Below are 23,592 nucleotides of genomic sequence, written 5' to 3'. Positions count from 1 at the left end.
GAAACCACCATGAAGATCGCACTCATCGGCGCGTCCGGCCAGGTCGGCTCGCGCCTGCTCAAGGAACTCTCCGATCGCGGCCATGCCATCACCGCGATTGCCCGCAATCCGGAGAAAATCGCGCATCTGCCGGACGTCACCGCGGTCAAAGGCGACATCTTCGACAGAGACGGCCTCGCTGCCTTGATCAAGGGCCATGACGCGGTGATCAGCGCGGTGCATTTCACCGCCAGCGATCTCGACACGCTGATCGCGGCGGTGCGGGCCTCCGGCGTCAAGCGCTATCTCGTCGTCGGCGGCGCCGGCAGCCTGGAAGTCGCGCCCGGCAAGCGCCTGGTCGACACGCCCGAATTCCCGGCCATCTACAAGGCGGAGGCGCTCAAGGGCGCGGACTTCCTGGACAAGCTCAAGACCGTCAGCGATCTCGACTGGACCTTCCTGTCGCCGTCGGCCCTGTTCGTGGCGGGCGAGAGGACCGGCAAGTACCGGCTGGGCAAGGACGCGCTTCTGACCAACGACAAAGGCAGCAGCATCTCGTTCGAGGACTACTCCATCGTTATGGCCGACGAGATCGAGACGCCCAAGCATATCAGGCAGCGCTTCACCGTCGGTTACTGAGGCGGTTATTTCCTTGCGGTTGGCCGCCGGATACGGCGGCCCACCGTCATGCCGAGCGTGACGCGATCAGCGCTTGAATGCGCTCGGCATCCGCGGGCGTCGCGGGATTGTAAACGATCATGCCGAGCTCCGGACGGCCATCGACCGCGAAAACGGAAAACTCCAGCTCGACCAAGCCGATCTCAGGATGCCGAAGACGCTTCAGGCCCTCGCCCTGCCCGGCAACGAGGTCGCTGTCGCGCCACAGCGCCTCGAACTCCGGACTGGTCCGGCACAGCTCCTCGACGAGCTCCGTGACCTCCGCGCCGGCGCCGGCCCGGGCAGCGTCGGCCCTGAATGAGCCGACCACGAAACGTGCCACCGCCTCCCAGTCATCCTGCGCGGCGCGCACGCGCGCGCTGCCGAACATGAGGCGCAGGATGTTGCGCTGCTCGCGTGGCAGCTTGGAATAGTCGGTCAGCATTGTCGCCGCGGCGCGGTTCCAGGCGACCACATCCCAGGTCGCGGTCTTGATGATGGCCGGGCTGGGATCCAAGGCGTCGAGCACGCGCTGCAGGCGCGGCGTCACGCTGTCGACGTTTCTGTAGCGGACCTCCGGCGGACGCCCGAGGCCGAGCATGAACAGGTGCTCGCGCTCGGGCTCGGTCAGCATCAGCCCACTGGCGATGCGGTTCAGCACATCGGCCGACGGCGCGCCGCCCCGGCCCTGTTCCAGCCAGGTGTACCAGGTCGGACTGATGTTGGCGCGCTGCGCCACCTCTTCGCGGCGCAGCCCCTGCGTGCGCCGGCGCCCGGTGGTGAAACCGAAGGCGACGGGGTCGAGACGCATGCGGCGATCCCGCAGGAAATTGCCGAGCTTGTTGATGGTCTCTACCGGCATGGCGATCCTGTTGAGTATTATACCATGATAAAGTCACTACTTTAACAGGATGATTTATAGCGCGAGAAGGGCCGCCTAACAACCAGGAGATCCCCCATGCGTGTATTCCTTACCGGCGCGACCGGCTTCATCGGCTCCAGAATCGTCCCTGAACTTCTTGCCGCCGGGCACCAGGTGCTTGGCCTGACACGATCGGATGCCGGCGCGCAGTCGCTGGCAGCCGCTGGCGCCGAGGCGCATCGCGGCGACCTTGAAGACCTCGACAGCCTGCGCACCGGCGCGGCAAAGTCGGATGCCGTGATCCACACCGCCTTCGATCACGATTTCTCGAATTTCGTGGCGAATTGCGAAAAAGACAAACGGGTGATCGAGGCGCTGGGCGGCGCGCTCGCCGGTTCGGACCGCTTGCTGCTCATCACATCCGGCACCGGCATGGGCAGCCCTGGACCGGGGCAGTTGGCAAAGGAAGACGTGTTCAACACCGAACACCGCAATCCGCGCATCCTGTCCGAGCTGACCGGGGCCGCGCTCACTGAAGCGGGTGTCAAAGTCTCGGTGGTGCGGCTGCCGCAGGTGCATGACACGGTGAAGCAGGGCCTGATCACGCCGCTGCTCGAGCTCACCCGCGCCAAGGGTGTGTCAGCCTATATCGGCGAAGGCCGCAACCGCTGGCCGGCGGGGCATGTGCTGGATGTGGCGCGGCTCTACCGGCTGGCGTTGGACAAGCAAGCAGCCGGCGTGCGCTACAATGCCGTCGCCGAGGAAGGCGTTTCGATGCGCGACATCGCCGAAGCGATCGGGGCCGGCCTCAACGTTCCTGTGGTGTCGATGTCGCCGGAAGAGGCGGCCGGCCATTTCGGATGGCTTTCGATCTTCGCCGACCTCGACATGCCGGCCTCCAGCGAATGGACGCGTGCTGAGCTCGGCTGGCAGCCGAGCGGACCGACCCTGATGGCCGATCTCGAAAGGATGGATTATTCGCAGGCGGCAGCTGCCTAGAGCAATTCCAGGAGTTGCGTAAAACCAAACAGCTGGAGCGGTTCGACGTTTCCGTTAAGCGATGAACCACTCCAGCGGACCGGCCCGTGATAGCCCGCCGTCTTAAGCGCGAAGCAGATCGGCCAGACTGTCCGACTTTTCCGTCTTGTCGGTGAGATCGAGCCCGGACAGCAAATCGACCAAATGGCTCTTCATCAGCGCCGCGGCATCGGCGCTGTTGCCGGCCTCGATCGCATCGACCAGCGCATGATGGGCATGCTTCTCGCAGGTGGCGTCGCGGCGCTTCCAATAGAGGGCTATGATCAGCGAGGAGTGCGAAACGAGGTCGCGCACAAAATTGGTGAAGACCGAATGCGCGGCGATCTCGGCGATGCCGACATGGAAGCGCGCCGACAGCATGATCGCGTCGCTGTCGCGGCCGTCATGAAGCGCCTCGTGCTCCTTTTCCAGGTGTACCCGCAATTGCGCGATATCGGTGGGCACCGCCGACTTGGCCGCAAGTGCGGCCACCTTGGGTTCGATCAGCGCCCTCGCCTCGAACACTTCGCGCGCCTCGACCTTCGACGGCTGGGCGACGAAAGCGCCGCGATTGGGCTCAAGCCGCGCCAGCCTGTCATGGGCGAGCGCCTGCAAGGCGGCGCGGACAACGGTACGGCTCACCGAATAGATCGAGGCGAGTTCGTCTTCCGGCAGCTTGGTGCCTGGGGCGAGGCGATGGCTGACGATGGCATCCCTCAGCCCATAGTAGATCGGCGACCAGCGCGCCGCCGGCCTGTCGTCACCATCTTCTTCCCTGAGTACCGTCAACATGCTTTCAATGCAGGCCCGAAATAGCCTGTTCTGCCCCCAAATCACCTGCAGCCAGTCCAATCTAGTATCGCGCGCGCGCCGGTCAATCCCAGCGGGTCAAGGCCCGAACCACCTCCACCAATCAGGCGGGCGGAACGACCTCGGCCGGCGCTGGCGAGAGCGCGGCGAAGATTCCGGCAAACCGCTTGCCGCGCGGCGTGGCATAGCCACCGACTTTCGAGGTCCGTAAACCCACCTTGCACAAACTTTCGGCCAGCGTGACAGCGCAGACCACACCGTCGAGCACCGGAACGCCGTGCTCCTCGGTCAGGCTGCGCGCGAGGTCCGCCATGCCGGCGCAACCAAGCACGATCGCCTCGGCGCGATCCTCGTGGATGGCGCGCGCGATCTCCTGCGATATCCTGTGTCTTGCATTCGAGCCCGGGCGTTCCAGCTCGAGCACTGCGACCTCGGACGAGCGCACCTTGGCGCAGCGTGAAGCCAGGCCGTATTTCGCCAGATTGTGCTCGATGGCTGGAACAGACCGCGCAAGCGTGGTGACGACGCTGAATTTTCCGGCAATGAGGCTGGCAAGGTGGAACGCCGCCTCGCCGATGCCGATGACCGGAGCCTCGGTCGCGCAGCGCGCGGCATCGAGCCCGGTATCATCGAAGCAGGCGATGACATAGGCATCCGCCGCCGGCGCCTTGCTCATCTCGGCAATGATACCCGGCACCGCGAAGACCTCGTCGAAATAACCCTCGATGCTCGGCGGCCCGTCAGCCGGATTGACGGCGACAATCTCGGTTCCCGCGGAAGCCACGCTCCACGCCGCCTGGCCGATCTTGTCGGTCATCGATTGGGTGGTGTTGGGGTTGATGACGAGTATGCGCATTCAAATCAGCCTCAGATCTCGCCGCCGAGATAAAGACGCTTGACCCGGTCGTCGGTCAGCAATTCGGCGGAGCTGCCGCTCAACGCGACACTGCCGGTGGTCAGCGCGTAGGCGCGCTGCGAGATGCGCAGCGCCATACGCGAATTCTGCTCGACAAGGAGAACGCTGACCTTCTCGTCGCGGTTGATGGCGACGATCGAGCGGGCAATGTCCTGGACGAGTTTGGGCGCGACGCCGAGCGAGGGTTCGTCGAGCAGAAGAAGCTTCGGTTTGGCCATCAGCGCGCGACCGATGACCAGCATCTGCTGCTCGCCGCCGCTCATCGTGCCGGCGGCCTGCGAGAAGCGTTCCTTGAGCCGGGGAAATCGCCCCAGCACCATCTCCATCGAGGCGGCGATCTCGGATTTGCTGGTGCGCGTGAAGGCGCCCATCAGGAGGTTGTCCTTCACCGTCATATAGGGAAAGACACGGCGGCCTTCCGGCACCATGGCGATGCCCATCTTGACGATCTCGTCCGGAGCGGCGCCATCGATGCGCTTGCCGCCATAGTGGATCTCCCCCGACCTGATCTTGCGCAGGCCGGTGATGGCGCGAAGGATCGACGACTTGCCGGCGCCGTTGGCGCCGATCAGCGCCACCGTCTCGCCTTCATTGACCTCGAGCGAAACGCCTTTCAGCGCATAGACGTGGTCGTAATAGAGCTCGACATTGGCGAAGTTCAGGATCTGGTTCATAGGCCGATCGCCTCGTCTTCGCTGCCGAGATAAGCCTCGATGACCTTTTCGTTGGCCTGGATTTCGGACGGCGTTCCCTCGGCGATCTTCTGTCCGAAATTGAGCACCACGAGCCGGTCCGAGATCTTCATCACCGCCGGCATGTCATGCTCGACCAGAAGGATGGTGAGGCCGCGCTCGCGCAGGCGCCGCACCATCTCGACCATGCGCATCGTCTCCTCATGGTTCATGCCGGCGAAGGGCTCATCGAGCAGCAGGATGGAAGGGTTGGTCGCCAGGCCGATAGCGATGCCCAATGCCCGCAAATGGCCGTGCGGCAGGTTGCGGGCGGTCTCGCCGGCGAGCGGGGAGAGACCAAGCAGCGCCAGGATGTCGTCGGCGGATTGCCCGAACGCCGCTTCGTCGGCGCGCGCGGCACCGGTGCCGAGGAAAAAGCCGAGGAGGCCCGCCTTCGAGCGCAGATGGTGCGCGATGATGACGTTGTCGCGCACGCTCATGTTCTTGAAGATCGTCGTCTCCTGGAAGGTACGCACGACCCCCTTGCGGGCGGCGATATGCGGCGCGAGGCCGGATATTCGCTCGCCCTTCAGGCGCACCTCGCCCGATGTCGGCCTGAGGAACGACGAGATCAGCTTGAACAGCGTCGACTTGCCGGCGCCGTTCGGGCCGATGACCGAAAGTATCTCCTTCTCCCGAACCGAAAAGGAGATGTCGTTGACCGCGACGAGACCGCCGAAGCGTTTGGTGATGCCTGAGACTTCAAGCAGTTCGGCCATGGCTTCAGCCCTTCTTCCGGGTCATTTCGGAAAGGCTGAGCAGGCCGTTGGGCAGCACCAGCATCAGCACGATCATCAGGCCCGAATAGATCAGGAGCTGGAACTGGCCGGTCTGGAACAGAAGGTCCCAGCCGAAATAGAGCACCAGCGTGCCCAGCATCGGTCCGAACACATAACCGAGGCCGCCGAGGAAGCAGTTCAGCATGAAGTTGACGGAATCGGTGACGGTGAAGCTCGACGGATAGATCGATTGCGAGATGGCGGCAAAGATGGCGCCCGAAACACCGCCGAAGAAGGACGAGACGGCATAGGCGATGACGCGCAGATAGGCGATGTTGACGCCGATCGAAGAGGCGAGTTCCTCGTTCTGCTGCAGCGACTGGCACAGCTTGCCGATACGCGAATTGACCAGCCGGTACATCACCACGAAGCAGATCACCATCACGGTGGCGGCCAGCAGATAGAAGGCGAGCCGCGAATTTTGCAGCGTGGCGAAATCCGGGATCAGCGGGACGCCGAAGACCGTGAGCGCGCCCGGCAGCGGGATGCTGACGATGCCCTTGGCGCCATTGGTGATCGGCAGCGCCAGCGCAAGCAGCCGCGCCACCTCGGTCAGCACCAGCGTGACCATGGCGAAATAGACGCCGCGCAGCCGCAGGATCGGCAGGCCGATCAGCACGCTGGCGGCCGCGCAGAACAGACCGGCGACAGGCAGCGTCGGCCAGAACGACCAGCCGTGGTTCATCACCAGGATTGCCGAGACATAGCCGCCCATCAGCGCATAGGCGCCCTGGCCGATGTTGATGCGGCCGATATAGAAGGTGAGCCAGACACCGGCGCTGGCGATGCTGAGCAACGCCACCGAGGTCAGTGTGTAATAGAGGTCGAAGCGGCCGCTCGACGAGATCGCGGTCGGCACGGCGATGAAGACGACCGTCAGGAACGCGACGACCGCGGCGATTTTCATGTTGCGATTGCGGGTCATGTCGCGATCACCCCCACGGCTTGCCCATCAGCCCGTTGGGGCGGATCGACAGGAACACCATCAGGGCGGCGAAGATGACGAGATAGGTGACGTCGCCATATTCGCGCAGCACGGTCAGCCCGACGGACTCCATCATGCCAAGGATGAAGCCGCCGGCGATGGCGCCGCCGACAACGCCGGCGCCCCCGATCATCACCATCAGGAAGGCCTTGATCGAAATCGGCCCGCCGATGCCGGAATTGACGCCGGTGATGGTCACCAGCAGCCCGCCGACGACGCCCGCGAGCATGGCGCCCATGGCGAAACCTATCATCGAATAGCGGTCGACCCTGACACCCATCAGTTGCGCCGCGACGCGATCCTGGGCGAGCGCCCGCATGGCCCGCCCGACCCGGCTGTATTGCATGTAAAGCACGAAGGCGGCGATGAAGACGATGGCCAGCACGCCGACGACCATGCGGTCGTAGGGCATGATGATGCCGGCGTCATTGAAGACGCCCTTGACGATCTTGGGGACGCCGCGCTGCTTTTCACCGAAGATGAGCAGGATGACGGCGTCGAAAAAGAAGGCCGTCGCCGCGGCGAGCAGCATGGTGCTTTCCTCGCGGTGACTGCGCCTGATGACGGTGCGGAAGAGGAATTTCTCCATCAGCGCGCCGATGACTGCGAGCGTGACGCCGGAGGCCAGCAGCGCCACGACGAAAGGCAGGCCGAGCTGACCGTAGACGGTGTAGGTGATGAAGCCGCCCAGAACGTACATCTGCCCGTGGGCGAAATTGAGCACGTTCATCAGGGCGAAGATCAGGGTCAGGCCCAGCGCGATCAGCGCGTATTGGGCACCGAGATACAATCCGTTGGCGATGACCTGTTCCATGGACACCTTCGATCTTCCACGGGGTCCGACTTATGGTCCGGACCCCGTGGCAAGCTGGAGGAAATGACGCGAAGGTAATCCTAGTCGACGGAGCCGACGAAGAGCGTCTGGAAAGCGCCATCCTTGTATTCGTTGACCACCATCGGCACCGAAAGCTGGCGCTTCTGGCCGAACGAGGTCGTGCCGACATAGCTCAGCTTGGCGTCACCCTTCAGGAAGGGATTGGGCGCCGAGAAGGTGTCCATGGTCTTCTTGAATTCTGCGACGTCGTTGATTGCCGCCGGATTGGCCTTCAAAGTGTCGAGGATATACTCAAGCGCGTAGACCTTGGTGTTGGATTCGTCGTTATATTCGCCGAACATCTTGGTGTAGCGGGTGACGAACTCCTTCATGTCGTCGGAGGCGATCTCCGGCGTCGAGGCGCCGCCGACGGAGATGAAGCCGTTGGCGTATTCGCCGGCGCCCTCCTCGAGAACCTTGGCGTCCTGCGCGGTTTCGGTCGAGATCAGACCTTCGAAACCGAGTTCGCGCGCGGCGCGGATGAGCAGCGGGGCGTTGGCGGGGGCCACGCCTGACAGCACCAAAAGGTCGGGCTTCAGCGCGACGATCGGCGTCAGCACCGGGGTGAAGTCACGCGTGTCGTTCTGGTAAGTGTCGTTCTGGGCGACGATATCGAGCCCGAGCGCCTTGGCCGCCTCGACGCCGCCGTCACGCTGGCTCAGCGGATCGGATTCGTTTGCCGCGACGAAGGCGATCGTCTTCACGCCCTTGTTTTCCTTCAGGTATTTGTAGATCGCCGGGCCTGACTGATAATTGGCTATCATGCCGAGGACGGCATTGGAGGCCGGCTTCTGGTAGAGCGCCTTCGGGAAGGCGTAAGGAAAGTAGATGATCCCGTTGGCCTCGGCGACAGGACGTACGGCGGCAGCGCCGTCATCGACATTCGGCCCGACGACATAGTGGACGCCTTCCTGCGCCATCTTTTCCATGCCGGCGATGGCGCGCTTCGGGTCCTTCTGGTCGTCGAAGGTGACGATGTCGATGTTGTAGGTGTCGTTGCCGATCTTGACGCCGCCGGTCTCGTTGATCCAGGCGGCGCGCGTCTGCATCGAGCGCACGTTCGACGTGCCCCAGGCAGCGGCCGGGCCGCTGGTGACGCCTACAAAGCCGATCTTCAGTTCCTTGTTTTCAGCCTGCGCGGACGGCATGCCCACAGCGGCGATCGCCAGGGTGGAGGCGGCGCCAAGCGCCAATGATTTCAGAGTCGAGCGTCGGTTGATCATCTGCAGTTCCCCTTTGGTTATCGCGCTTTGTTTTTGCTCAGTGGCTGCGCGGATAGCGTAAGGGAACCCGCCTATGACGGATTGTCAACATCTTTCTTCTGTATTGTATACAATAATTGGAGGAAATGTGTGCGATGGAGCCGACAGCTACTTTCCGCAATAGTTGTCGTTGATATCGTTTACCGCATTCGCATCCGGCCCGACGCGGTGATAGGCGCAAGCGCCCGCCGCCGTGGCGGACATTTGCTGATCATAATAGCGCGGACCGGCGAACAGCATGTCGATGAGATCCTCATGAGCCGGAACGTAGCGTTCCTGCTCGACCACGCGGTAGTGACTATAATGATGATGACGATGATGGTTTTCGCCCGCGAATGCCGAGGCGGACAGGCTTGCTGCCGTGGCGAGCACGAGCGCGGAAATCGCTGGATATTTCGTCATCGGCGGCAACCTTTCTGGCAATTCAGATCCGCAGCATACCCAAATCGCCAGCCGAGCAAAAGTTCCAGCTCCGGCTGCCGTCGGCCTCCGGCTCAAGTCAGTGCAAATGCCTCAGCTTGTCGGGATTGCGCATCACATAGATCGCCGTGATCCTGCCGTCCTCGATGTCGAGCGCCGTGGTCTGCAACTCGCCGTCGGCCTCCAGCGTGACGAAGCCCGGTAGGCCGTTGATAAAGGCAAGACGGATCAGTTTCGATCGGTTGTCCTTCAGCCACGCCGCCACAACAGCATATTGCCTCATGACAGCGTCGAAACCGACGACCGGCTCGGTCGCCGCCGGACGCTTGCCGCCGCCATCGGCATGGGCGGCGACGTCGGCGCTCAGCATCGCGCCGAGCGCCTTCATGTCGCCGCTGCGCGAGGCGTTGAAGAACGCCTCGGCGATCTCCAGCCCGCGTTGCTTCTCGACCTTGAAGCGCGGCCGCGCCTGGCGGATATGCTCGCGCGCGCGGGCCGCCAGCTGGCGGCAGGCGGCCGGATCGCGATCGATCTCCGCGGCAATGTCCTCGAACTGCAGGCCGAACACATCGTGCAGCAGGAAAGCGGCGCGCTCGAGCGGCGACAGGCGCTCCAGCGCCAGCATCAGCGGCAGGCCGACATCGTCCACCTGGTCTTCTTCGACAAGCGGTTCCGGCAGCCAGGGTCCGACATAGGTCTCGCGCTGCCGACGCGCGGATTTGAGCTGGTCGAGGCAAAGCCGCGTGACCGTGCGGCGCAGGAAGGCCTCGGGCTGGCGCACCGCGGGATGGTCGGCCTTCATCCAACGGATGAAGGCCTCCTGCACCACGTCCTCGGCGTCGGCGACCGAGCCCAGCATGCGATAGGCGACACGCGTCAGTTTCGGGCGCAGCGGCTCGAAAGCCGCCGCCGCGCCTGTCGTTTCCGGCTCCGCCGTCAAGCAGCGGTCGCCTTGTTGGCAGCCGCCTTGTTCGCAGCCTTGATCGCCGCAGGATCGACAAAGCCGCCGAAGCCGACGGCGATGCGGTTCCAGCCATTGATTATGTTGATCATCAATGTGAGCTTCACCCGCTCCTCCTCGGAGAAATGAGGTTTCAGCGCCTCGTAGGCAGCCTCATGCGTATGGCCTTCGCTCATGCGCGTCAGCGCCTCGGTCCAGCCGAGCGCCGCGCGCTCGCGATCGGTATAGCACGGCGCCTCGCGCCAGGCCGAGAGCAGGTAGATGCGCTGCTCGGTTTCGCCGCGCTCACGGGCATAGGTCGAATGCATGTTGATGCAGTTGGCACAGCCATTGATCTGGGAGGCGCGGATCTCGATGAGCTCGGCGAGGTCCTGGTCGAGGCTGGAGGCAATGGCGAGCGAGGCGCGGTGCCATTCCTTCATCAGCGAAGGGGCGGCGGCAAGGGGATCGAGTCTGACTGTCATGGTCGGTTTCCTTTCATTGGTTCCGACCTCTAGACGAGCCAGCTTCTGTCCAATGTGACATGACGCGCGAATTTTGCGCTCGCCTCTCGATCCCACGACATGCCTTTGGCGATGCGACCCGCGATTGCCGTTGGGCTGGCCGGGATTTGATCAGTAGCGTCGGCTTTCGAATTTCGTGTAAAGCGATCTTGCACATCTGCGGCCTTGCGGGTCGTCGGCAATGCAAGATAAATTGTAAGGCTACAAAACATTATCGTGATGGATCGCTTGCAAGACAGATCTGAGCCCAGTCCCGGCGGTGCGCTCACCGCGAGCGCCAAGTCGATCTTCCGGCTTCTGGCCGGACGCGGCCCGGCGACCCGTCCGCAGCTCGGCGAGACCCTTGGGCTGTCGCGGCCGACGATGTCGGCGGCGATAGCGGAGCTCGAAGGCGTCGGGCTGGCGACCAAGATCGGCGAGGTCCAGGGGCCTTTGGGGCGCAAGGCGGCGGTCTATCGTCCGGGTCCCGCTTCCGGCCATGTCGTTTCGATCGACGCAGGCTCGACGCATGTGCGGCTGCGGGCATCGACCGTCGACCGAAGGCTGCTGCATAGCCGCGTCTACCGGCTGCCTTCCAGCCAACTCCTGCTCGGCGAGGAGATCAGCCATGCCGTGGCCGACGAACTCGCGGCGACGCTCGCGGAAACCGACGCCGCCTGGGGACCGCTGCGCACGATCGGCATCGCGCTGCCGTCGCGCGTGGTCGGCCCGCAAGGCGACCGCGGCTCGACTAGGCAGGAAGCGATCTTCAGCCGCTTTGAGCCGCCGGCGAATGTGCCTGTGGTGCTGGAAAACAACGTGAACTGCGCGGCGGTTGCCGAGCATTCCAACGGGATTGCCCGTGATTGCGACACATTCGCCTATGTCCAGATCGGCTTGAAGATCGGCATGGGCATCATGCTGGACGGCAAATTGCTGCGCGGGCGCAATGGCGCCGCCGGCGAGATCAGCCACCTGGCATTTCCGATGGGCGACGGCGCGCTGCCGGCGCCGGGCGAGGTCGAACGCTATATGGGCACCGAGGCCTTGATGCGGCGCGTCGCCGACGGCTGGCCTGAGACCGAAGGTCCGCCGCCCGCGGATGCTGCTGATCTCATGGCGCGCGCCGAGGCTGGCAATGGCGCGGCCATCGACCATGTCACGCGGCACGCGAAGGATATCGGCGCCCTCGTCGCAAGCTGCGTCAGCATGGTCGACCCCGGGCTGGTCGTGCTCGGCGGCGGCATGGGCGCCAACCCGATGCTGTTGCCCACCGTGCACGAGGTGGCGAACCGGCTGAGCTATCCGGTCGAGATCCGCACCAGCTCGCTGGGCCAGGATGCGACCGTGCTCGGCATCGAGAAACTCGCCTGCGACAACGCCGTCGACCTGATCCTCGGCGAGGCGCGGAACTAACCCGATCCAGAACATTTTGCGTTCGATGACGATTCCCGTTGCATGCCTGTCAAATTTTGTTAGTCTGCCTAACATAATACGAGCCGGAGCGGGTCCGGCCGAGGGCGTTTTCAATCGGGAGAAGCAAAAATGATCGCATCGACATGTCGCGCGGCCATCCTGGCCGCAAGCGTAAGCCTGTTGGGAGCCGGCGCTGTTTCGGCGCAGGAACTGCAATATTGGGTCTATTCGGATTTCGCGCAGGGTGACGCGCTGAAACTCCAGGAGCAATTCATCTCGGAATTCGAGACCGCCAACCCAGGCGTCAAGATCGTCATCTCCGGGCGCGGCGACGACGACCTTACGTCCGGCCAAGTGGCCGGTGCCGCATCGGGCACGGTGCCTGATGTCTTCATGAACGGCCTGGCGGTCGGCGCGCAGCTCGTCGATGTCGGCGCGCTGGCCAACATCTATCCCGAGTGGATGGCGATGCCGCAGGAGTTCCGCGACCAGTTCGACGCCGATGCCATCAAGAGCTGCTCGCCGAAGCCCGAGACGATGTACTGCATCCCCTATACCGGCTTTGGCGAGATCATGTACCGCAACCTGACTGTCCTCGAGGCCGCAGGCATCGACACCAAGACGCCGCCGGCGACCTGGAAGGAATGGTACGACCAGATGGTCAAGGTGAAGGCGAGCGGCAAGTTCGCCGTTCCCGACCAGACCCAGGTTTTCAACTCGGTCGCCAGCATGTACGCCATCCAGGGCGACAAGGCCAAATGGGGCATCGACTTCGCCAGCAAGAAGACGCTGATCGAGCAGGAGCCGATGGCGCGCACGCTGCAGATGTTCATCGACATGGCGCCGCTGCAGAGCGGCACCAGCCGCAACGACCAGGCGACGAAGGACCTGTTCATCACCAACCAGCTGGCGTTCCACGTGGTCGGTCCATGGGTCAACCCGAGCTACGAGCAGGCGGCCAAGGAATCGGGCCTGAAATACGACTATGTGCTCGTTCCCGGCGGCACCGCCGGCGATCACGGCGGCATCAAGAGCTATGAGATCGTCGGCGTGGCGCCCGGCCCGAACAAGGCGATCGCCTGGAAGTTCGCCGCCTACATCACCGAGAAGAAGCAGATGGCGCGCTGGGCCAAGCTTTTGTCGCGCTACAACGCCAATGCGGCTGCCATGAAGGACCCGGACGTTGCCGCCCTGCCGCTGATCGAGAAATCGGTGGAAGCCGTGAAATACGCGGTCGATGTGATGCCGCCCTATTTCGCCGGCACCGTGCCGAACTGCTACCGCACGGCGATGACCGACATGGCCTCGGCAGCCGCTGACGGTCAATACAAGGCCGAGGACGGCGCCAAGGAATTGATCGCCAACCTCAACGAGTGCCTGCAGAAGTAACCTGGAAACCCAGCGGCCGGCGAGACCATCCGCCGGCCGCGCTTTTTTTGGCCACGCCATGAACCCGACCAGACATCTGCCGCATTACGCGATGATCCTGCCCTTCGCGGTTCTGTTCGCGGCGTTTTTCCTCTACCCGATCGTCAGCGGGTTCTATTACAGCTTCCATGACTGGAACGCCGCGACGGCGCCGCGCTTCGTCGGCCTGGCCAACTACCAGTCGGTGCTATCCTCGCGCGATTTCGCGCGCGCCATGACCAACCTCTTCAACTACATCGTCATCACCGTGCCGCTCGGCATCGCCGTGGCCTTCGGGCTGGCGCTTCTCGTCGACAGTTTCACCGGCGCCTGGGCGAATTTCTTCCGCAGTGTCTTCTTCCTGCCGGTGGTGCTGCCGGCCTTTCTCGCGGCGACTATCTGGCGCTGGATGTACGCACCCAATTTCGGCCTGGTGAACATGGTGCTCGGCTGGTTCGGCGTGGCGTCGGTCAATTTCCTCAACGACACCGGCAAGATGCTCTACGCGCTGATCGCCGTCGACATCTGGGTATCGGCCGGCTTCAACATGGTCATTTTGCTTGCCGGGCTGAAGAACATCCCGCAGGACCTCTACGAGGCGGCGCGGCTCGATGGCGCCAGCCGCATCAACCAGGTGCGCTACATCACCATCCCGATGTTGTCGCCGGTGCTGTTCTTCGTCATCACCTACGGCTTCATCTCGGCGCTGCAGGTGTTCGACGTGCCGTGGCTTTTGACCGGCTCGTCCTTCACCGCCTATGGCGGGCGGCGCAGCGCATTGCTCTTCCCGGTCATGGACATGATGGGCCGCGCCTTCGGCTCGGTGCATTTCGGCGAGGCGACCGCCTACGGCTTCATCCTCACCGCCATCATCATCCTGGTCACCGCCGCGATGTTTGCCCTGCGCCGCTGGAGGACGCCGAAATGAGCGCGTCCGCAGCAAGCAGCACGAACGCAACGACGGGCAGCGCCATGATCGCCGACCTCTGGACATGGCGGATCCTGAAATGGGTCGTCGCCATCTGCGTGGCGATCGTTGCGGTGTTTCCGATCTGGTGGATGATCAATGTGGTGTTTGCCGATCCCGGCGTGCCGGTTTCGATCAACCCGCGGCTTTACCCGACCTCGCTCCATTCGGGCCTTTCGAAGATCTACACGATCCTGGCCGAGACCGAATATCTGCGCGCCTATTTCATCACCATCGCCTATGCGCTGCTGACGATCCTCGGCGTGCTGTTCATCGGCTCGATGGCGGCGTTCGAGTTTGCGCTGTTCGAGTTTCCGGGCAAGCGCGTGCTGTTCGGCATGGTCATGCTGTCGCTGATGGTGCCGACAGTGGTGACCATCATTCCGACCTATTTGCTGGTCGCCGAGCTCGGCTGGCTGAACAGCATGCAAGGGCTTGTGGTGCCGGGGCTGGCGTCGGCCTTCGGCCTGTTCATGCTGGTGCAATTCATGCGCTCCTTGCCGATGGAGATGATCGAGGCGGCGCGGCTCGACGGCGCCAGCCATTTCAAGATCTACTGGTACATCGCACTGCCGCTGTCGAAGAACGCGATGGTGACGCTCGCCATCCTGACCTTCATGCGCACCTGGGGCAATTTCGCCTGGCCGCTGATCGTCGCGCCCAAGCCGGAAGTCTACACGGTCGGCCAGGTCGTCGGCCTCTTCAACGCGCCCTACTCGCACCAGACGGTCGACGTCGTGATGACCGCCAATCTGCTGGCGGTCGTGCCGCCGCTGATCTTCTTCCTAATCTTCCAGCGCAAGATCGTCGAAGGCATCGCCATGTCGGGCACGAAGGGCTGAACGGAAACAAGAATGGCCGATCTCGAAATCAAATCCGTGTCCAAGTCCTTCGGTTCGGTCGAAGTGCTGAAGGACATCAATCTCAAGATCAATTCCGGCGAATTCGTCGTCTTTGTCGGACCATCGGGGTGTGGGAAATCCACGCTGCTTCGGATGATCACCGGGCTCGAGGCTGAGACCTCCGGCGATATCCTCATCGACGGCAAGCGCGTCAACGGCGTCGATCCGGCCAGGCGCGGAACGGCGATGGTGTTCCAGTCCTACGCGCTTTATCCGCATATGACCGTCGCCGAGAATATGGGCTTCGGTCTCAAGATGGCGGGCGAGACCAAGGCAGCGATCCGCGACAAGGTCGAGCAGGCGGCGGCGACGCTGAGGCTCGAGAAACTGCTCGAGCGCAGGCCGGGCCAATTGTCCGGCGGCCAGAAGCAGCGCGTCGCCATCGGCCGCGCCATCGTGCGCAACCCGAAGGTTTTTCTGTTCGACGAGCCGCTCTCCAATCTCGACGCCGAGCTGCGCGTCCAGATGCGCGCCGAGCTGATCGAGCTGCACCGGCGCCTCGGCACGACGATGATCTTCGTGACCCACGATCAGGTAGAGGCGATGACGCTGGCCGACCGCATCGTGGTGATGAACGCCGGGGTGGTCCAGCAATATGGCCGGCCGCTCGACCTCTATGACGACCCCGACAACCGCTTCGTCGGCGGCTTCATCGGCTCGCCGAAAATGAATTTTCTGGAGGCAAGCGTGGCGGAAGCGACGCCCGATCATGTGGTGCTGGATAAGATTGCCGGCAGCGACCGCAGCCTGCGCCTGCCCTTCAGCGGCTTCGACAGGTCCATCAAGCAAGTCGCCATCGGCATCCGTCCGGAGCATGTCAGTCTCGGCGCCGGCGCGGCGGACGAGATTCCGCTGGCGGTGAGCTTTGCCGAGGAACTGGGCGACGTCACCTATGTCCATGGCAAACTGCCGGCCGGCAGCCCGGTCACCATCCGCAGCGACAAAACCCGCTATGGCGGCAAGGAAAGCGGCAACATGGCGCTGGATCCCTCCGGCATTCGCCTGTTCGACCCTGACGGTCGTCGCCTACGGGGAAACGGATCCTGACAGCCATGAGCATTCCCCACGTGGCGCCGCTGGCCCCTGAAGTAGACATCATCGGCATCGACATCGGCGGCACCAAGACGCATCTGCGCCTGCGCAACCGCCTCGGCGAGCGCGATCTCGTGCTGCCGACCAGCGAATGGCGGCACCGGCACTGGGAACGCGACGCCAATGCCTTGATCGCGATCGCCATGGGCTTTGCTGAAGGCGCGCCGCTGGCGGCGATCGGCATCGGCGCGCATGGCTGCGACGACAAAGGCGAATGCGACGCCTTCGAGCACGCCTTCAACCAGGCGACGCCGCTGCCGGTCCGCGTCGTCAACGACGCCGAGCTGATGCCGGCCGCCTTCGGCCTCGAACGACAGATCGGCGTCGTCGCCGGCACCGGCTCGATCGCCGTCTGCCGGACAGCGGAAGGCGAGATGCTGGTTGCCGGCGGCTGGGGCTGGATCATCGGCGATGAAGGCAGCGCCGCGAGCCTGATCCGCGACGCCGCCCGCGCGGTGGCGCTCCATCTCGACCGCGGGCAGTCGGAAGACGAGCCGCTGGTACGACGCCTGTTTAAGGCGCTCGACATTCCTTCGGCCGCCCGCATCGGCAGCCGCCTCGGCAGCCTCGGCGGCGCCAAGGAAGTGGGCAGCCACGCCAGCCTGATCTTCGAGGCGGCTGACGAAGGCTCCGCCCTGGCCGACGGCGTCATCCGGGAGAACGGCCTGGCGCTGGCGGAGTTGACCGGGCGGCTCAAGCTGCGTGGCTCCAAGGCGACAGCAGTCGTGGCCGGCGGAAGCGTGATCGCTTCGCAGCCGAGGCTCTGGAACGCCTTCCGCTCAGGTGTCCTCGATATCTGGGGGCCGGAGATGACCCTGCACCTGCACGAAGGCCCACCGGTCGAAGGCGCGATCGTGCTTGCCGACCGGCTGGCCGCCGAGCACGTCCGCCAATCCTGAAAGCATGATCCCGAAAAGGGGGTACCGGTATTCGGACAAAGATCATGCTGCAACAAGAGATCAATCCAGAAAGGTAAGAGAAATGAGCTATCGTTCGACGGTCGCGCGGCAACCGCAATCACTGGCCGACACGTTGAAAGCCGCGCGCGCCGAACTGATGGGCATGGACCTCAAACCGTTGGCATCGGGCGTCATCGCCGTCACCGGTATCGGCGCGAGCTATGCCGCCGCGGTCGTCGTGGCGGCCGAGCTTGTGCGTCGCGGCAAGCGTGCCTTTGCCGTGCGCTCCGGCGAGATGATGGCAGGCCACGACATCGCCGACACGGTGATCGCGCTTTCGCATCGTGGCCGCAGCGTGGAGACGGTCGAGGCTCTGCGCAAGTTGCCGAAGGCCAGGAGCCTGGCCATCACCAACAATCCCGACAGCCCGCTCGCCAAGGCCGCGACCGCGCATATCCGGCTCGACAACGGCGCTGATGCGACACCGTCGAGCACAGGCTACACGGCGACCTTGCTGGCGGCCGGGCTGGCGGTCGACGCCATCACCGGCGAAAGCAGCGCCGACTGGGACGCCATTGCACCGCTGACGAGGGATGTTCAGCGCCGCGCCACCGAAAAGATGCCGCGCCTGGCCGAACTGTTCCGCGACCGCCGCGCGATCGACTGCGTCGGCGCCGGCGCCGCGATCGGGACCGCCGATGGCGCCTCGCTCCTGTTGCGCGAAGCTGCCCGCCTGCCGGCCTCCGGCTATGAGACCCGCCATTATCTGCATGGCCCGATGGAATCGATGGACGCCACCACCGGCGTTGTGCTTTTCGGCGACGCGCGCGAACTGACGCTGGCGGAAAACCTCGACGCGATCGGCTGCCCGTCGCTGCTGGTCACCAGCGACAGCGGTATCCGTGACACGGGCAAGCTGACGGTCGTGACCGTGCCAGGAAGCGATGACCTGATAATGCGTGGCATCATCGATATCTTCGTGCCCCAGCTGCTGGCGGCCGAACTCTCGGACGCGGCCGGACTGACGGATGTGAAATTCCGCTACAAGCAGTCGGATACGAAGATCACTGAGGATGCGTAGTCAACGCCCACCGCGAGGGCGAAATTTTGACAATGGCCGTGGCCGATGACGGCTATCCTGTAGCCGCCGTGCGATCAGCCGGGATGCTTACAGGATAGCCGATAGATGACCGCCAGAGTGATCGTCCTCGATGCCAAGCCGCTCAGCGCGGGCGATGTCGCCGAGATCGCGCGGCGCAATGCGCGGCTGGTGCTCGGCGAAGAGGCGTTGCGCCGCATTCGCGCCAGCCGCGCTCTCATCGAGCACCTGACCCAGCTCGGCAAGCCGCTCTATGGCGTCACCACCGGGCTCGGCGCTTGTGTCGACACGCCGCTGGCGCGAGCCGACCTGATCGCTTTCCAGCACAGCGTGCCGCTCAGCCATTCGATGGGCGCCGGCCCAGCGCTGCCGACCGAGGCGGTGCGGGCGCTGCTGGTGGCGCGCATCTGCGGCATGGCAGCGGGCGGCACCGGCACGTCGGAAGGCGTGGTCATGGGCCTGATCGCTGCGCTCAACGCCGGCGTCCATCCGGTGATCCCCTCCTGGGGGTCGGTGGGGGCTGCGGACCTCGCGCCGCTCGGCCATCTGGCGAGAGCCCTGGGCGGCGATGGAGAGAGCGAATATCAGGGCAGGATCATGCCCTCGGCCGAGGCGCTCAAGCTCGCCGGGTTGGAATCGCTCGATCTGCGCGAAAAGGACGGTCACGCCATCATCGTCGCCAACAGCCTTTCGACCGGCACCGCATGCCTGGCGCTCGAAGAGGTCGCGTGCCTGATCGACTGGTCGCTGGCGGCGGTCGCGCTCAATTACGAAGCATTCCGCGCCTCGCTCAAGGCGATCGACGAGGATGCGCTGGCGGCGCGGCCGGCGTTCGGCCAGCAAGAGATCGGCGCACGGTTGCGGGCGGAGCTTGCGGGCAGCGGGCTCTGGCGGGAGAATGCCGCCCGACGCCTGCAGGATCCATTGAGTTTCCGTTGCGTGCCGCAAGTCTGGGGCGGGCTGCTCCATGCCTATGAGCAGGCGAAGCTGGCAACCGAGATCGAGCTTGGCCATTCCGGCGACAACCCGGTCATCCTGGCCGAGGCCGAACGGGTCGTCTCCAACGGCAATTTCGACCTGACGGCCTTCACCTTGACCTGGGAACAGCTTGGACAGGCGCTGGCGCACTGCGCCGTCGGCACCGCCAACCGTTCGATGAAATTGATGTCGCCGACGGTGGCGGAACTGCCGCGCTTCCTGTCGGCCCGGGGCGGCAGCCGCCAGGGCTATGCGGAGTTGCAAAAACCGGTCGCCGCGCTCGAAGCGGAGATCCGGCATCTCGCCAATCCGATGTCGCTCAGCCCGCTCGCGATCTCGGACGGCGTCGAGGACCAGTCGTCGATGGCGCCGCGCGTGGTGGCCAAGACCGCCGGCATCATCGAACGCCTGCGCTACATAGTTGCGATGGAACTGATCTTCGCGGCCACAGGCGTCGAGCTGCGTGGCGTGCTGGACAGCATGGGCGAAGGGCCGCGACGCTCTTACGCCGCAGTGCGCGCGCTGGTCGCGCCGCTCGACGACGACCGCGAAATGAGCGGCGACATGGCGCGGGTGGCGCGGCTGGTGGCGGGGCCGCGCGGCTGATCCCGTTCGGCGGCTCGCGCCCGAGCTCGCGTTCGGGTCTACAGTTTTGCGGCAAAACTTTACGCATGCAATAAATTCTCTCGACGCGTTGAAACTTGCGGGGCTTCCTGTAAAGTTTCAACTTGCAGTCGCGCGCCGGTGCGCCGTAAGGAAGATGCCGGGGCAGCGCATGGAACGGACCAAAATCCATGCCGCGAGGGTTTTAATGGCGATGACGCACAAGACGATGGAGGATTTCGCCCGTTCCTGCGGCGTCTCCAGGCCGACCCTTTCGAAGTATTTCGACGATCCGACCAGCGTCAAGCCGGCAACCAGAAAGCGCATCGAAGAGGCGTTGCGCTTGTCGGATTACCAGCCGAACCTCTTTGCGCGCAACCTCAACCGCAAGCGCACGCGCTCGATCGGCATCGTCGTGCCGACGGTGACCGATCCGTTCTACTCGGAGATGGTCAGCCGCATCGAGCTCAGGCTGCGCGACGAAGGCTATTGGCCGATCGTCATCTCCTCGCATGGCTCGACCGAGCTCGAGATCGAAGCGACGCGAACCATCCTGTCGCTGAAAGTCTCCGGCGCGTTGGTCGCGCCCCTTGGGCGTCGATCCGACCAGCGCACGCTGGAGAAGCTGACGCAGGCGATACCGATCGTCTATTTCGACACCTTCCTCGAAGGCGACACGCCCTTCGTCGGCAACAACAACGCCAAGAGCGTGGCGACCATCGTCGAGTATCTCTGCCGCTCGGGCGACGCGCCGGTCTACTTCGACATCCCGCATGTCAACCACAATTCGCCTGAGCGATTGGACAGCTACCTGACATTGATGCAGCGGCTCGGGCTTGAGCCGGTCGTGTTTGGCAACATCGACGACTACACCTGGGATTTCGAGCGCATCGGCTACGAGCAGACCGAGAAGATGCTGGCCAATGGCGGCCTGCCGGGCAAGACCATTTTGTGCGCCAACGATCGTCTCGCCTTCGGCGTGATGGCGGCAGCCTTCTCCAAGGGCCTGCGCGTCGGCCGCAAGGCGGATTGCGACCTGCGCGTCGCGGCGCATGACGACCATCCGCTCAGCCGCTACACCTGCCCGGCGCTCACCACCATGGCGCAGGATTTTACCGCCATGGCCGGCCGCAGCGTCGAGACGCTGCTGGCGCTGCTCGACGAGGACGCCGCCGCGGTGACGCCGAAGGTCAGCCTCGACGCCACGTTGATGATGCGCCAGTCGGCCTGAGCGTTTGTTTTGACGCAATTTCGGGCGGAAGGCTACGGCGAATACGCCGAGCCTAACCGCTTCACGCTTTTCCTGAAATTGCTCTGGCGAACTTCGGATCGAAGCCGCGCCAGGCCGCAACCGCTGCCTCGACCGCTAGCCGCGATGCCGGGCCGTGGCGTCCCATCGAGACGAAGCCGTGGATCTGCCCTGGCCAGTGCCGGAGTACCACCGGCACACCGTCCGCTCTCAGCCGCCGCGCATAGGCCTCGCCCTCGTCCGCGAGGATGTCGTGGCCGGCGATGGCGATGAAGGCTGGTGCGGCCCCGGCAAGGCTCTCGGCCCTGAGCGGCGAGACACGCCAGTCCTCGATATCAGCCGCATCGCGCACATAGTGATCGCGAAACCAGGCCATGGTCGAGGCGGTCAGGCCGAAGCCTTCGCCGAAGTGGCGATAGCTGTCGGCAGTCTGGGCAGCATCGGTGTTCGGATAAAACAATAGCTGCGCGGTCAGCGAGTTCTTGTCACTGCGCGCAAGCAGCGCCAGCACGGCGGCAAGGTTGCCGCCGGCGCTGTCGCCGGCGACGGCGATGCGGCCGGCATCGATGCCGAGCACGCCGCCTGTATCGCGCAGGAAGGCGAGCGCAGCCTGGCAATCCTCGACCGCCGCAGGAAATTTATGCTCGGGCGCCAGCCGGTAGTCGGGCGCGGCGACGACGCAGGGCGCGCTGTTGGCGAACCAGCGGCAGATCTCGTCATGCGAGTCCAGATTGCCGATCACCCAGCCGCCACCATGCAGATAGAGCAGCGCCGGCGCATTGGTCGCGGACGCATCCTGGCCGCGATAGAGACGAAGCCGCAGCGGTCCGCCCGGGCCGGCGATGGTGCATTCGCTGACGGAACCGACAGGCTCACGCTCGCCCTGCAAATCGGGCAAGCCGCGCTCATAGGCGCGCCGCGCCTCCTCCGGTGTGCCGGCCTCGAAGGGCGACTGATGCGCCTGCCGGCCGAGTTCGAGCACATGTTGCGCCTGCGGATCGAGCGGGGACGACATTGGGGCGCGCTCAGGCAAGCAGGCTCGCCGCCTCGTCCTCGCCGAGAAGCGGCGGCTGGTCGACGGTGCCGACGACCGCGACCGAATTGCGGCTTTCGCCGGAAGCCAGGATCGCCTCCATGATCTCCAGCACATGCAGCGCCAGTTCCCCGGACGCACGCGGCTTCCGGCCCTCGACAAGCGATCGCGCCAGGTCGGCGACACCGAGCATGCGGTAGTTGGCGCGGTCAGGCGCCGCATAGGGCCAGTTGCGCGCGCCGTAGAGCTCGCTTTCGCTCAGGAAATACTTCCAGTCGGCGCCACGCTCGGAGAGCGAGACCGTACCGCCGAACGTGTCGGGATCGGGCAGCCTGAGCGAGCCTTCGGTGCCGTGCAATTCGATCGGGTGGTTGGAATGCCTGAAGACATCCCAGGACGCGCCGAACGTGACGGTAGCGCCGGAACGGAATTCGAGCAGCGACAGGATGTTGGTCGGCGTGCCGACTTTGAAGCTGGTGTTCTTGTAAAGGCCTTCGGCGGTGATCAGCCGTTCTTCCTGGCCGCGCGTCGCCATCGCCATGACGCGGGCGACCGGGCCGAGCAGGTTGACCAGCATGGTCAGATAATAAGGCCCCATGTCGAAGACCGGGCCGCCGCCCGGCTGATAGTAGAATTGCGGGTTCGGATGCCAGTGCTCCATGCCGCGCCCCATCATGAAAGCGGTGCCGGTGACCGCGCGGCCGATGGCGCCTTCATTCATAAGACGGCGGGCGCGACGTCCGGCGGCGCCGAGGAAGGTGTCCGGCGCCGAGCCGAGCGCAAGCCCGCGCCTGGCGGCCTCGGTAACCAGGCGGCGGCCGTCGCCGGCCGAGGTCGCGAGCGGCTTTTCGGTGAAGACATGCTTTCCCGCCGAGAGCGCCGAAAACGAAACATCGAAATGCGCCGCCGGGATGGTGAGGTTAAGGACGAGATCGATTTCCGGATCGGCCAACAGCGCATCGACCGACAGCGGCCGGATGCCATATTCCTTGGCGCGCAAGGCTGCCATGTCGGCGGAAATGTCGGCGCAGGCGCGCAGTTCGACGCCGCTGAAAAGCGCTGCGTTACGAAGGTAGGTCATCGAAATATTGCCGCAGCCGACGACACCGATGCCGAGCTTCGCCCCTGATTTTACCTGCATTTTTACTGACCTCCCAAAGCGGCAATATGTGCGCCCGGCTTCCTCCAGAAGCGGCGAGCGATTTTTCGAGA

24 protein-coding genes are annotated in these 23,592 nt (G+C 64.3%); 11 read left to right on the top strand and 13 right to left on the bottom strand.

The window, feature by feature from the left end:
* The first annotated feature begins 9 nt into the window (after positions 1 to 9).
* Positions 10 to 618 (top strand): NAD(P)-dependent oxidoreductase, encoded by a 609-nt coding sequence (locus AB6802_RS28625; protein ID WP_371013568.1) that lies wholly within the window; start codon positions 10 to 12, stop codon positions 616 to 618.
* 46 nt (positions 619 to 664) lie between these two features.
* Here the strand turns inward: AB6802_RS28625 and AB6802_RS28620 are convergent, their stop codons facing one another.
* Positions 665 to 1,498 carry a helix-turn-helix transcriptional regulator gene (locus tag AB6802_RS28620; protein ID WP_371013567.1) on the bottom strand — a complete coding sequence of 278 codons (834 nt, stop codon included), beginning with the start codon at positions 1,496 to 1,498 and terminating at the stop codon, positions 665 to 667.
* Positions 1,499 to 1,594: 96 nt separating this feature from the next.
* On the opposite strand from AB6802_RS28620, the gene AB6802_RS28615 reads away from it, so the two are divergent.
* On the top strand, positions 1,595 to 2,497 hold the full coding sequence (locus tag AB6802_RS28615) for an SDR family oxidoreductase (protein WP_371013566.1): 903 nt from the start codon (positions 1,595 to 1,597) through the stop codon (positions 2,495 to 2,497).
* 102 nt (positions 2,498 to 2,599) lie between these two features.
* Here AB6802_RS28615 and AB6802_RS28610 read toward each other — a convergent pair whose 3' ends face one another.
* From AB6802_RS28610 to AB6802_RS28565, 10 genes are all read right to left on the bottom strand, one after another.
* Complete coding sequence (locus AB6802_RS28610; protein WP_371013565.1) at positions 2,600 to 3,307, bottom strand: GntR family transcriptional regulator; 708 nt, start codon at positions 3,305 to 3,307, stop codon at positions 2,600 to 2,602.
* Between the two features lie 121 nt (positions 3,308 to 3,428).
* Positions 3,429 to 4,181: an aspartate/glutamate racemase family protein gene (locus AB6802_RS28605; protein ID WP_371013564.1), complete on the bottom strand. Its 753-nt coding sequence runs from the start codon at positions 4,179 to 4,181 to the stop codon at positions 3,429 to 3,431.
* An 11-nt stretch (positions 4,182 to 4,192) separates the two neighbouring features.
* On the bottom strand, positions 4,193 to 4,915 hold the full coding sequence (locus tag AB6802_RS28600; RefSeq protein ID WP_371013563.1) for an ABC transporter ATP-binding protein: 723 nt from the start codon (positions 4,913 to 4,915) through the stop codon (positions 4,193 to 4,195).
* The gene (locus AB6802_RS28595; protein WP_371013562.1) at positions 4,912 to 5,691 is read right to left on the bottom strand and encodes an ABC transporter ATP-binding protein; all 780 of its coding nucleotides are present in this window, start codon (positions 5,689 to 5,691) and stop codon (positions 4,912 to 4,914) included. The genes AB6802_RS28600 and AB6802_RS28595 overlap by 4 nt, the downstream gene beginning before the upstream one ends.
* 4 nt (positions 5,692 to 5,695) lie before the next feature.
* On the bottom strand, positions 5,696 to 6,676 hold the full coding sequence (locus AB6802_RS28590) for a branched-chain amino acid ABC transporter permease (RefSeq protein WP_371013561.1): 981 nt from the start codon (positions 6,674 to 6,676) through the stop codon (positions 5,696 to 5,698).
* Positions 6,677 to 6,683: 7 nt separating this feature from the next.
* Complete coding sequence (locus tag AB6802_RS28585) at positions 6,684 to 7,550, bottom strand: branched-chain amino acid ABC transporter permease (RefSeq protein WP_371013560.1); 867 nt, start codon at positions 7,548 to 7,550, stop codon at positions 6,684 to 6,686.
* An 80-nt stretch (positions 7,551 to 7,630) separates the two neighbouring features.
* Positions 7,631 to 8,833: an ABC transporter substrate-binding protein gene (locus tag AB6802_RS28580; protein ID WP_371013559.1), complete on the bottom strand. Its 1,203-nt coding sequence runs from the start codon at positions 8,831 to 8,833 to the stop codon at positions 7,631 to 7,633.
* A gap of 147 nt (positions 8,834 to 8,980) precedes the next feature.
* Positions 8,981 to 9,274, bottom strand: a complete 294-nt coding sequence (locus AB6802_RS28575) for a hypothetical protein (RefSeq protein ID WP_371013558.1) — start codon at positions 9,272 to 9,274, stop codon at positions 8,981 to 8,983.
* Positions 9,275 to 9,371: 97 nt separating this feature from the next.
* The gene (locus tag AB6802_RS28570; protein ID WP_371013557.1) at positions 9,372 to 10,232 is read right to left on the bottom strand and encodes a sigma-70 family RNA polymerase sigma factor; all 861 of its coding nucleotides are present in this window, start codon (positions 10,230 to 10,232) and stop codon (positions 9,372 to 9,374) included.
* Complete coding sequence (locus AB6802_RS28565; protein ID WP_371013556.1) at positions 10,229 to 10,717, bottom strand: carboxymuconolactone decarboxylase family protein; 489 nt, start codon at positions 10,715 to 10,717, stop codon at positions 10,229 to 10,231. Before AB6802_RS28565 ends, AB6802_RS28570 begins: the two co-directional genes overlap by 4 nt.
* A 267-nt stretch (positions 10,718 to 10,984) precedes the next feature.
* Here AB6802_RS28565 and AB6802_RS28560 point away from each other — a divergent pair, with 267 nt between their 5' ends.
* The 9 genes from AB6802_RS28560 (at position 10,985) to AB6802_RS28520 (ending at position 21,329) form a co-directional block, all read left to right on the top strand.
* Positions 10,985 to 12,151: an ROK family transcriptional regulator gene (locus AB6802_RS28560; protein WP_371013555.1), complete on the top strand. Its 1,167-nt coding sequence runs from the start codon at positions 10,985 to 10,987 to the stop codon at positions 12,149 to 12,151.
* 129 nt (positions 12,152 to 12,280) lie between these two features.
* A complete protein-coding gene (locus AB6802_RS28555; protein WP_371013554.1) occupies positions 12,281 to 13,540 on the top strand; it encodes an extracellular solute-binding protein in 1,260 nt (419 codons plus the stop codon).
* 58 nt (positions 13,541 to 13,598) lie between these two features.
* A complete protein-coding gene (locus AB6802_RS28550; RefSeq protein ID WP_371013553.1) occupies positions 13,599 to 14,486 on the top strand; it encodes a carbohydrate ABC transporter permease in 888 nt (295 codons plus the stop codon).
* The gene (locus tag AB6802_RS28545; RefSeq protein ID WP_371013552.1) at positions 14,483 to 15,367 is read left to right on the top strand and encodes a carbohydrate ABC transporter permease; all 885 of its coding nucleotides are present in this window, start codon (positions 14,483 to 14,485) and stop codon (positions 15,365 to 15,367) included. Before AB6802_RS28550 ends, AB6802_RS28545 begins: the two co-directional genes overlap by 4 nt.
* Before the next feature lie 12 nt (positions 15,368 to 15,379).
* Positions 15,380 to 16,474 (top strand): ABC transporter ATP-binding protein, encoded by a 1,095-nt coding sequence (locus AB6802_RS28540; protein WP_371013551.1) that lies wholly within the window; start codon positions 15,380 to 15,382, stop codon positions 16,472 to 16,474.
* Positions 16,475 to 16,479: 5 nt separating this feature from the next.
* Complete coding sequence (locus tag AB6802_RS28535) at positions 16,480 to 17,418, top strand: N-acetylglucosamine kinase (protein ID WP_371013550.1); 939 nt, start codon at positions 16,480 to 16,482, stop codon at positions 17,416 to 17,418.
* 82 nt (positions 17,419 to 17,500) lie between these two features.
* Positions 17,501 to 18,499, top strand: coding sequence for an SIS domain-containing protein (locus AB6802_RS28530; RefSeq protein ID WP_371013549.1), 999 nt, complete (start codon positions 17,501 to 17,503; stop codon positions 18,497 to 18,499).
* Positions 18,500 to 18,604: 105 nt separating this feature from the next.
* Positions 18,605 to 20,101, top strand: coding sequence for a histidine ammonia-lyase (gene hutH / locus AB6802_RS28525; RefSeq protein ID WP_371013548.1), 1,497 nt, complete (start codon positions 18,605 to 18,607; stop codon positions 20,099 to 20,101).
* A gap of 205 nt (positions 20,102 to 20,306) precedes the next feature.
* Complete coding sequence (locus AB6802_RS28520) at positions 20,307 to 21,329, top strand: LacI family DNA-binding transcriptional regulator (RefSeq protein WP_371013609.1); 1,023 nt, start codon at positions 20,307 to 20,309, stop codon at positions 21,327 to 21,329.
* A 61-nt stretch (positions 21,330 to 21,390) separates the two neighbouring features.
* Here AB6802_RS28520 and AB6802_RS28515 read toward each other — a convergent pair whose 3' ends face one another.
* Together AB6802_RS28515 and AB6802_RS28510 are read right to left on the bottom strand one after the other, a co-directional pair.
* Positions 21,391 to 22,362, bottom strand: a complete 972-nt coding sequence (locus AB6802_RS28515) for an alpha/beta hydrolase (RefSeq protein ID WP_371013547.1) — start codon at positions 22,360 to 22,362, stop codon at positions 21,391 to 21,393.
* Positions 22,363 to 22,372: 10 nt separating this feature from the next.
* Entirely contained in the window at positions 22,373 to 23,521 is a 1,149-nt protein-coding gene (locus AB6802_RS28510) for a Gfo/Idh/MocA family protein (RefSeq protein ID WP_371013546.1), read from the bottom strand.
* Between the last annotated feature and the right edge of the window lie 71 nt (positions 23,522 to 23,592).

The sequence above is a fragment of the Mesorhizobium sp. RCC_202 genome, from assembly GCF_041355295.1.
In the GTDB taxonomy this organism is placed as follows: domain Bacteria; phylum Pseudomonadota; class Alphaproteobacteria; order Rhizobiales; family Rhizobiaceae; genus Mesorhizobium.
This window is presented reverse-complemented; position numbering and strand designations above follow the sequence as displayed.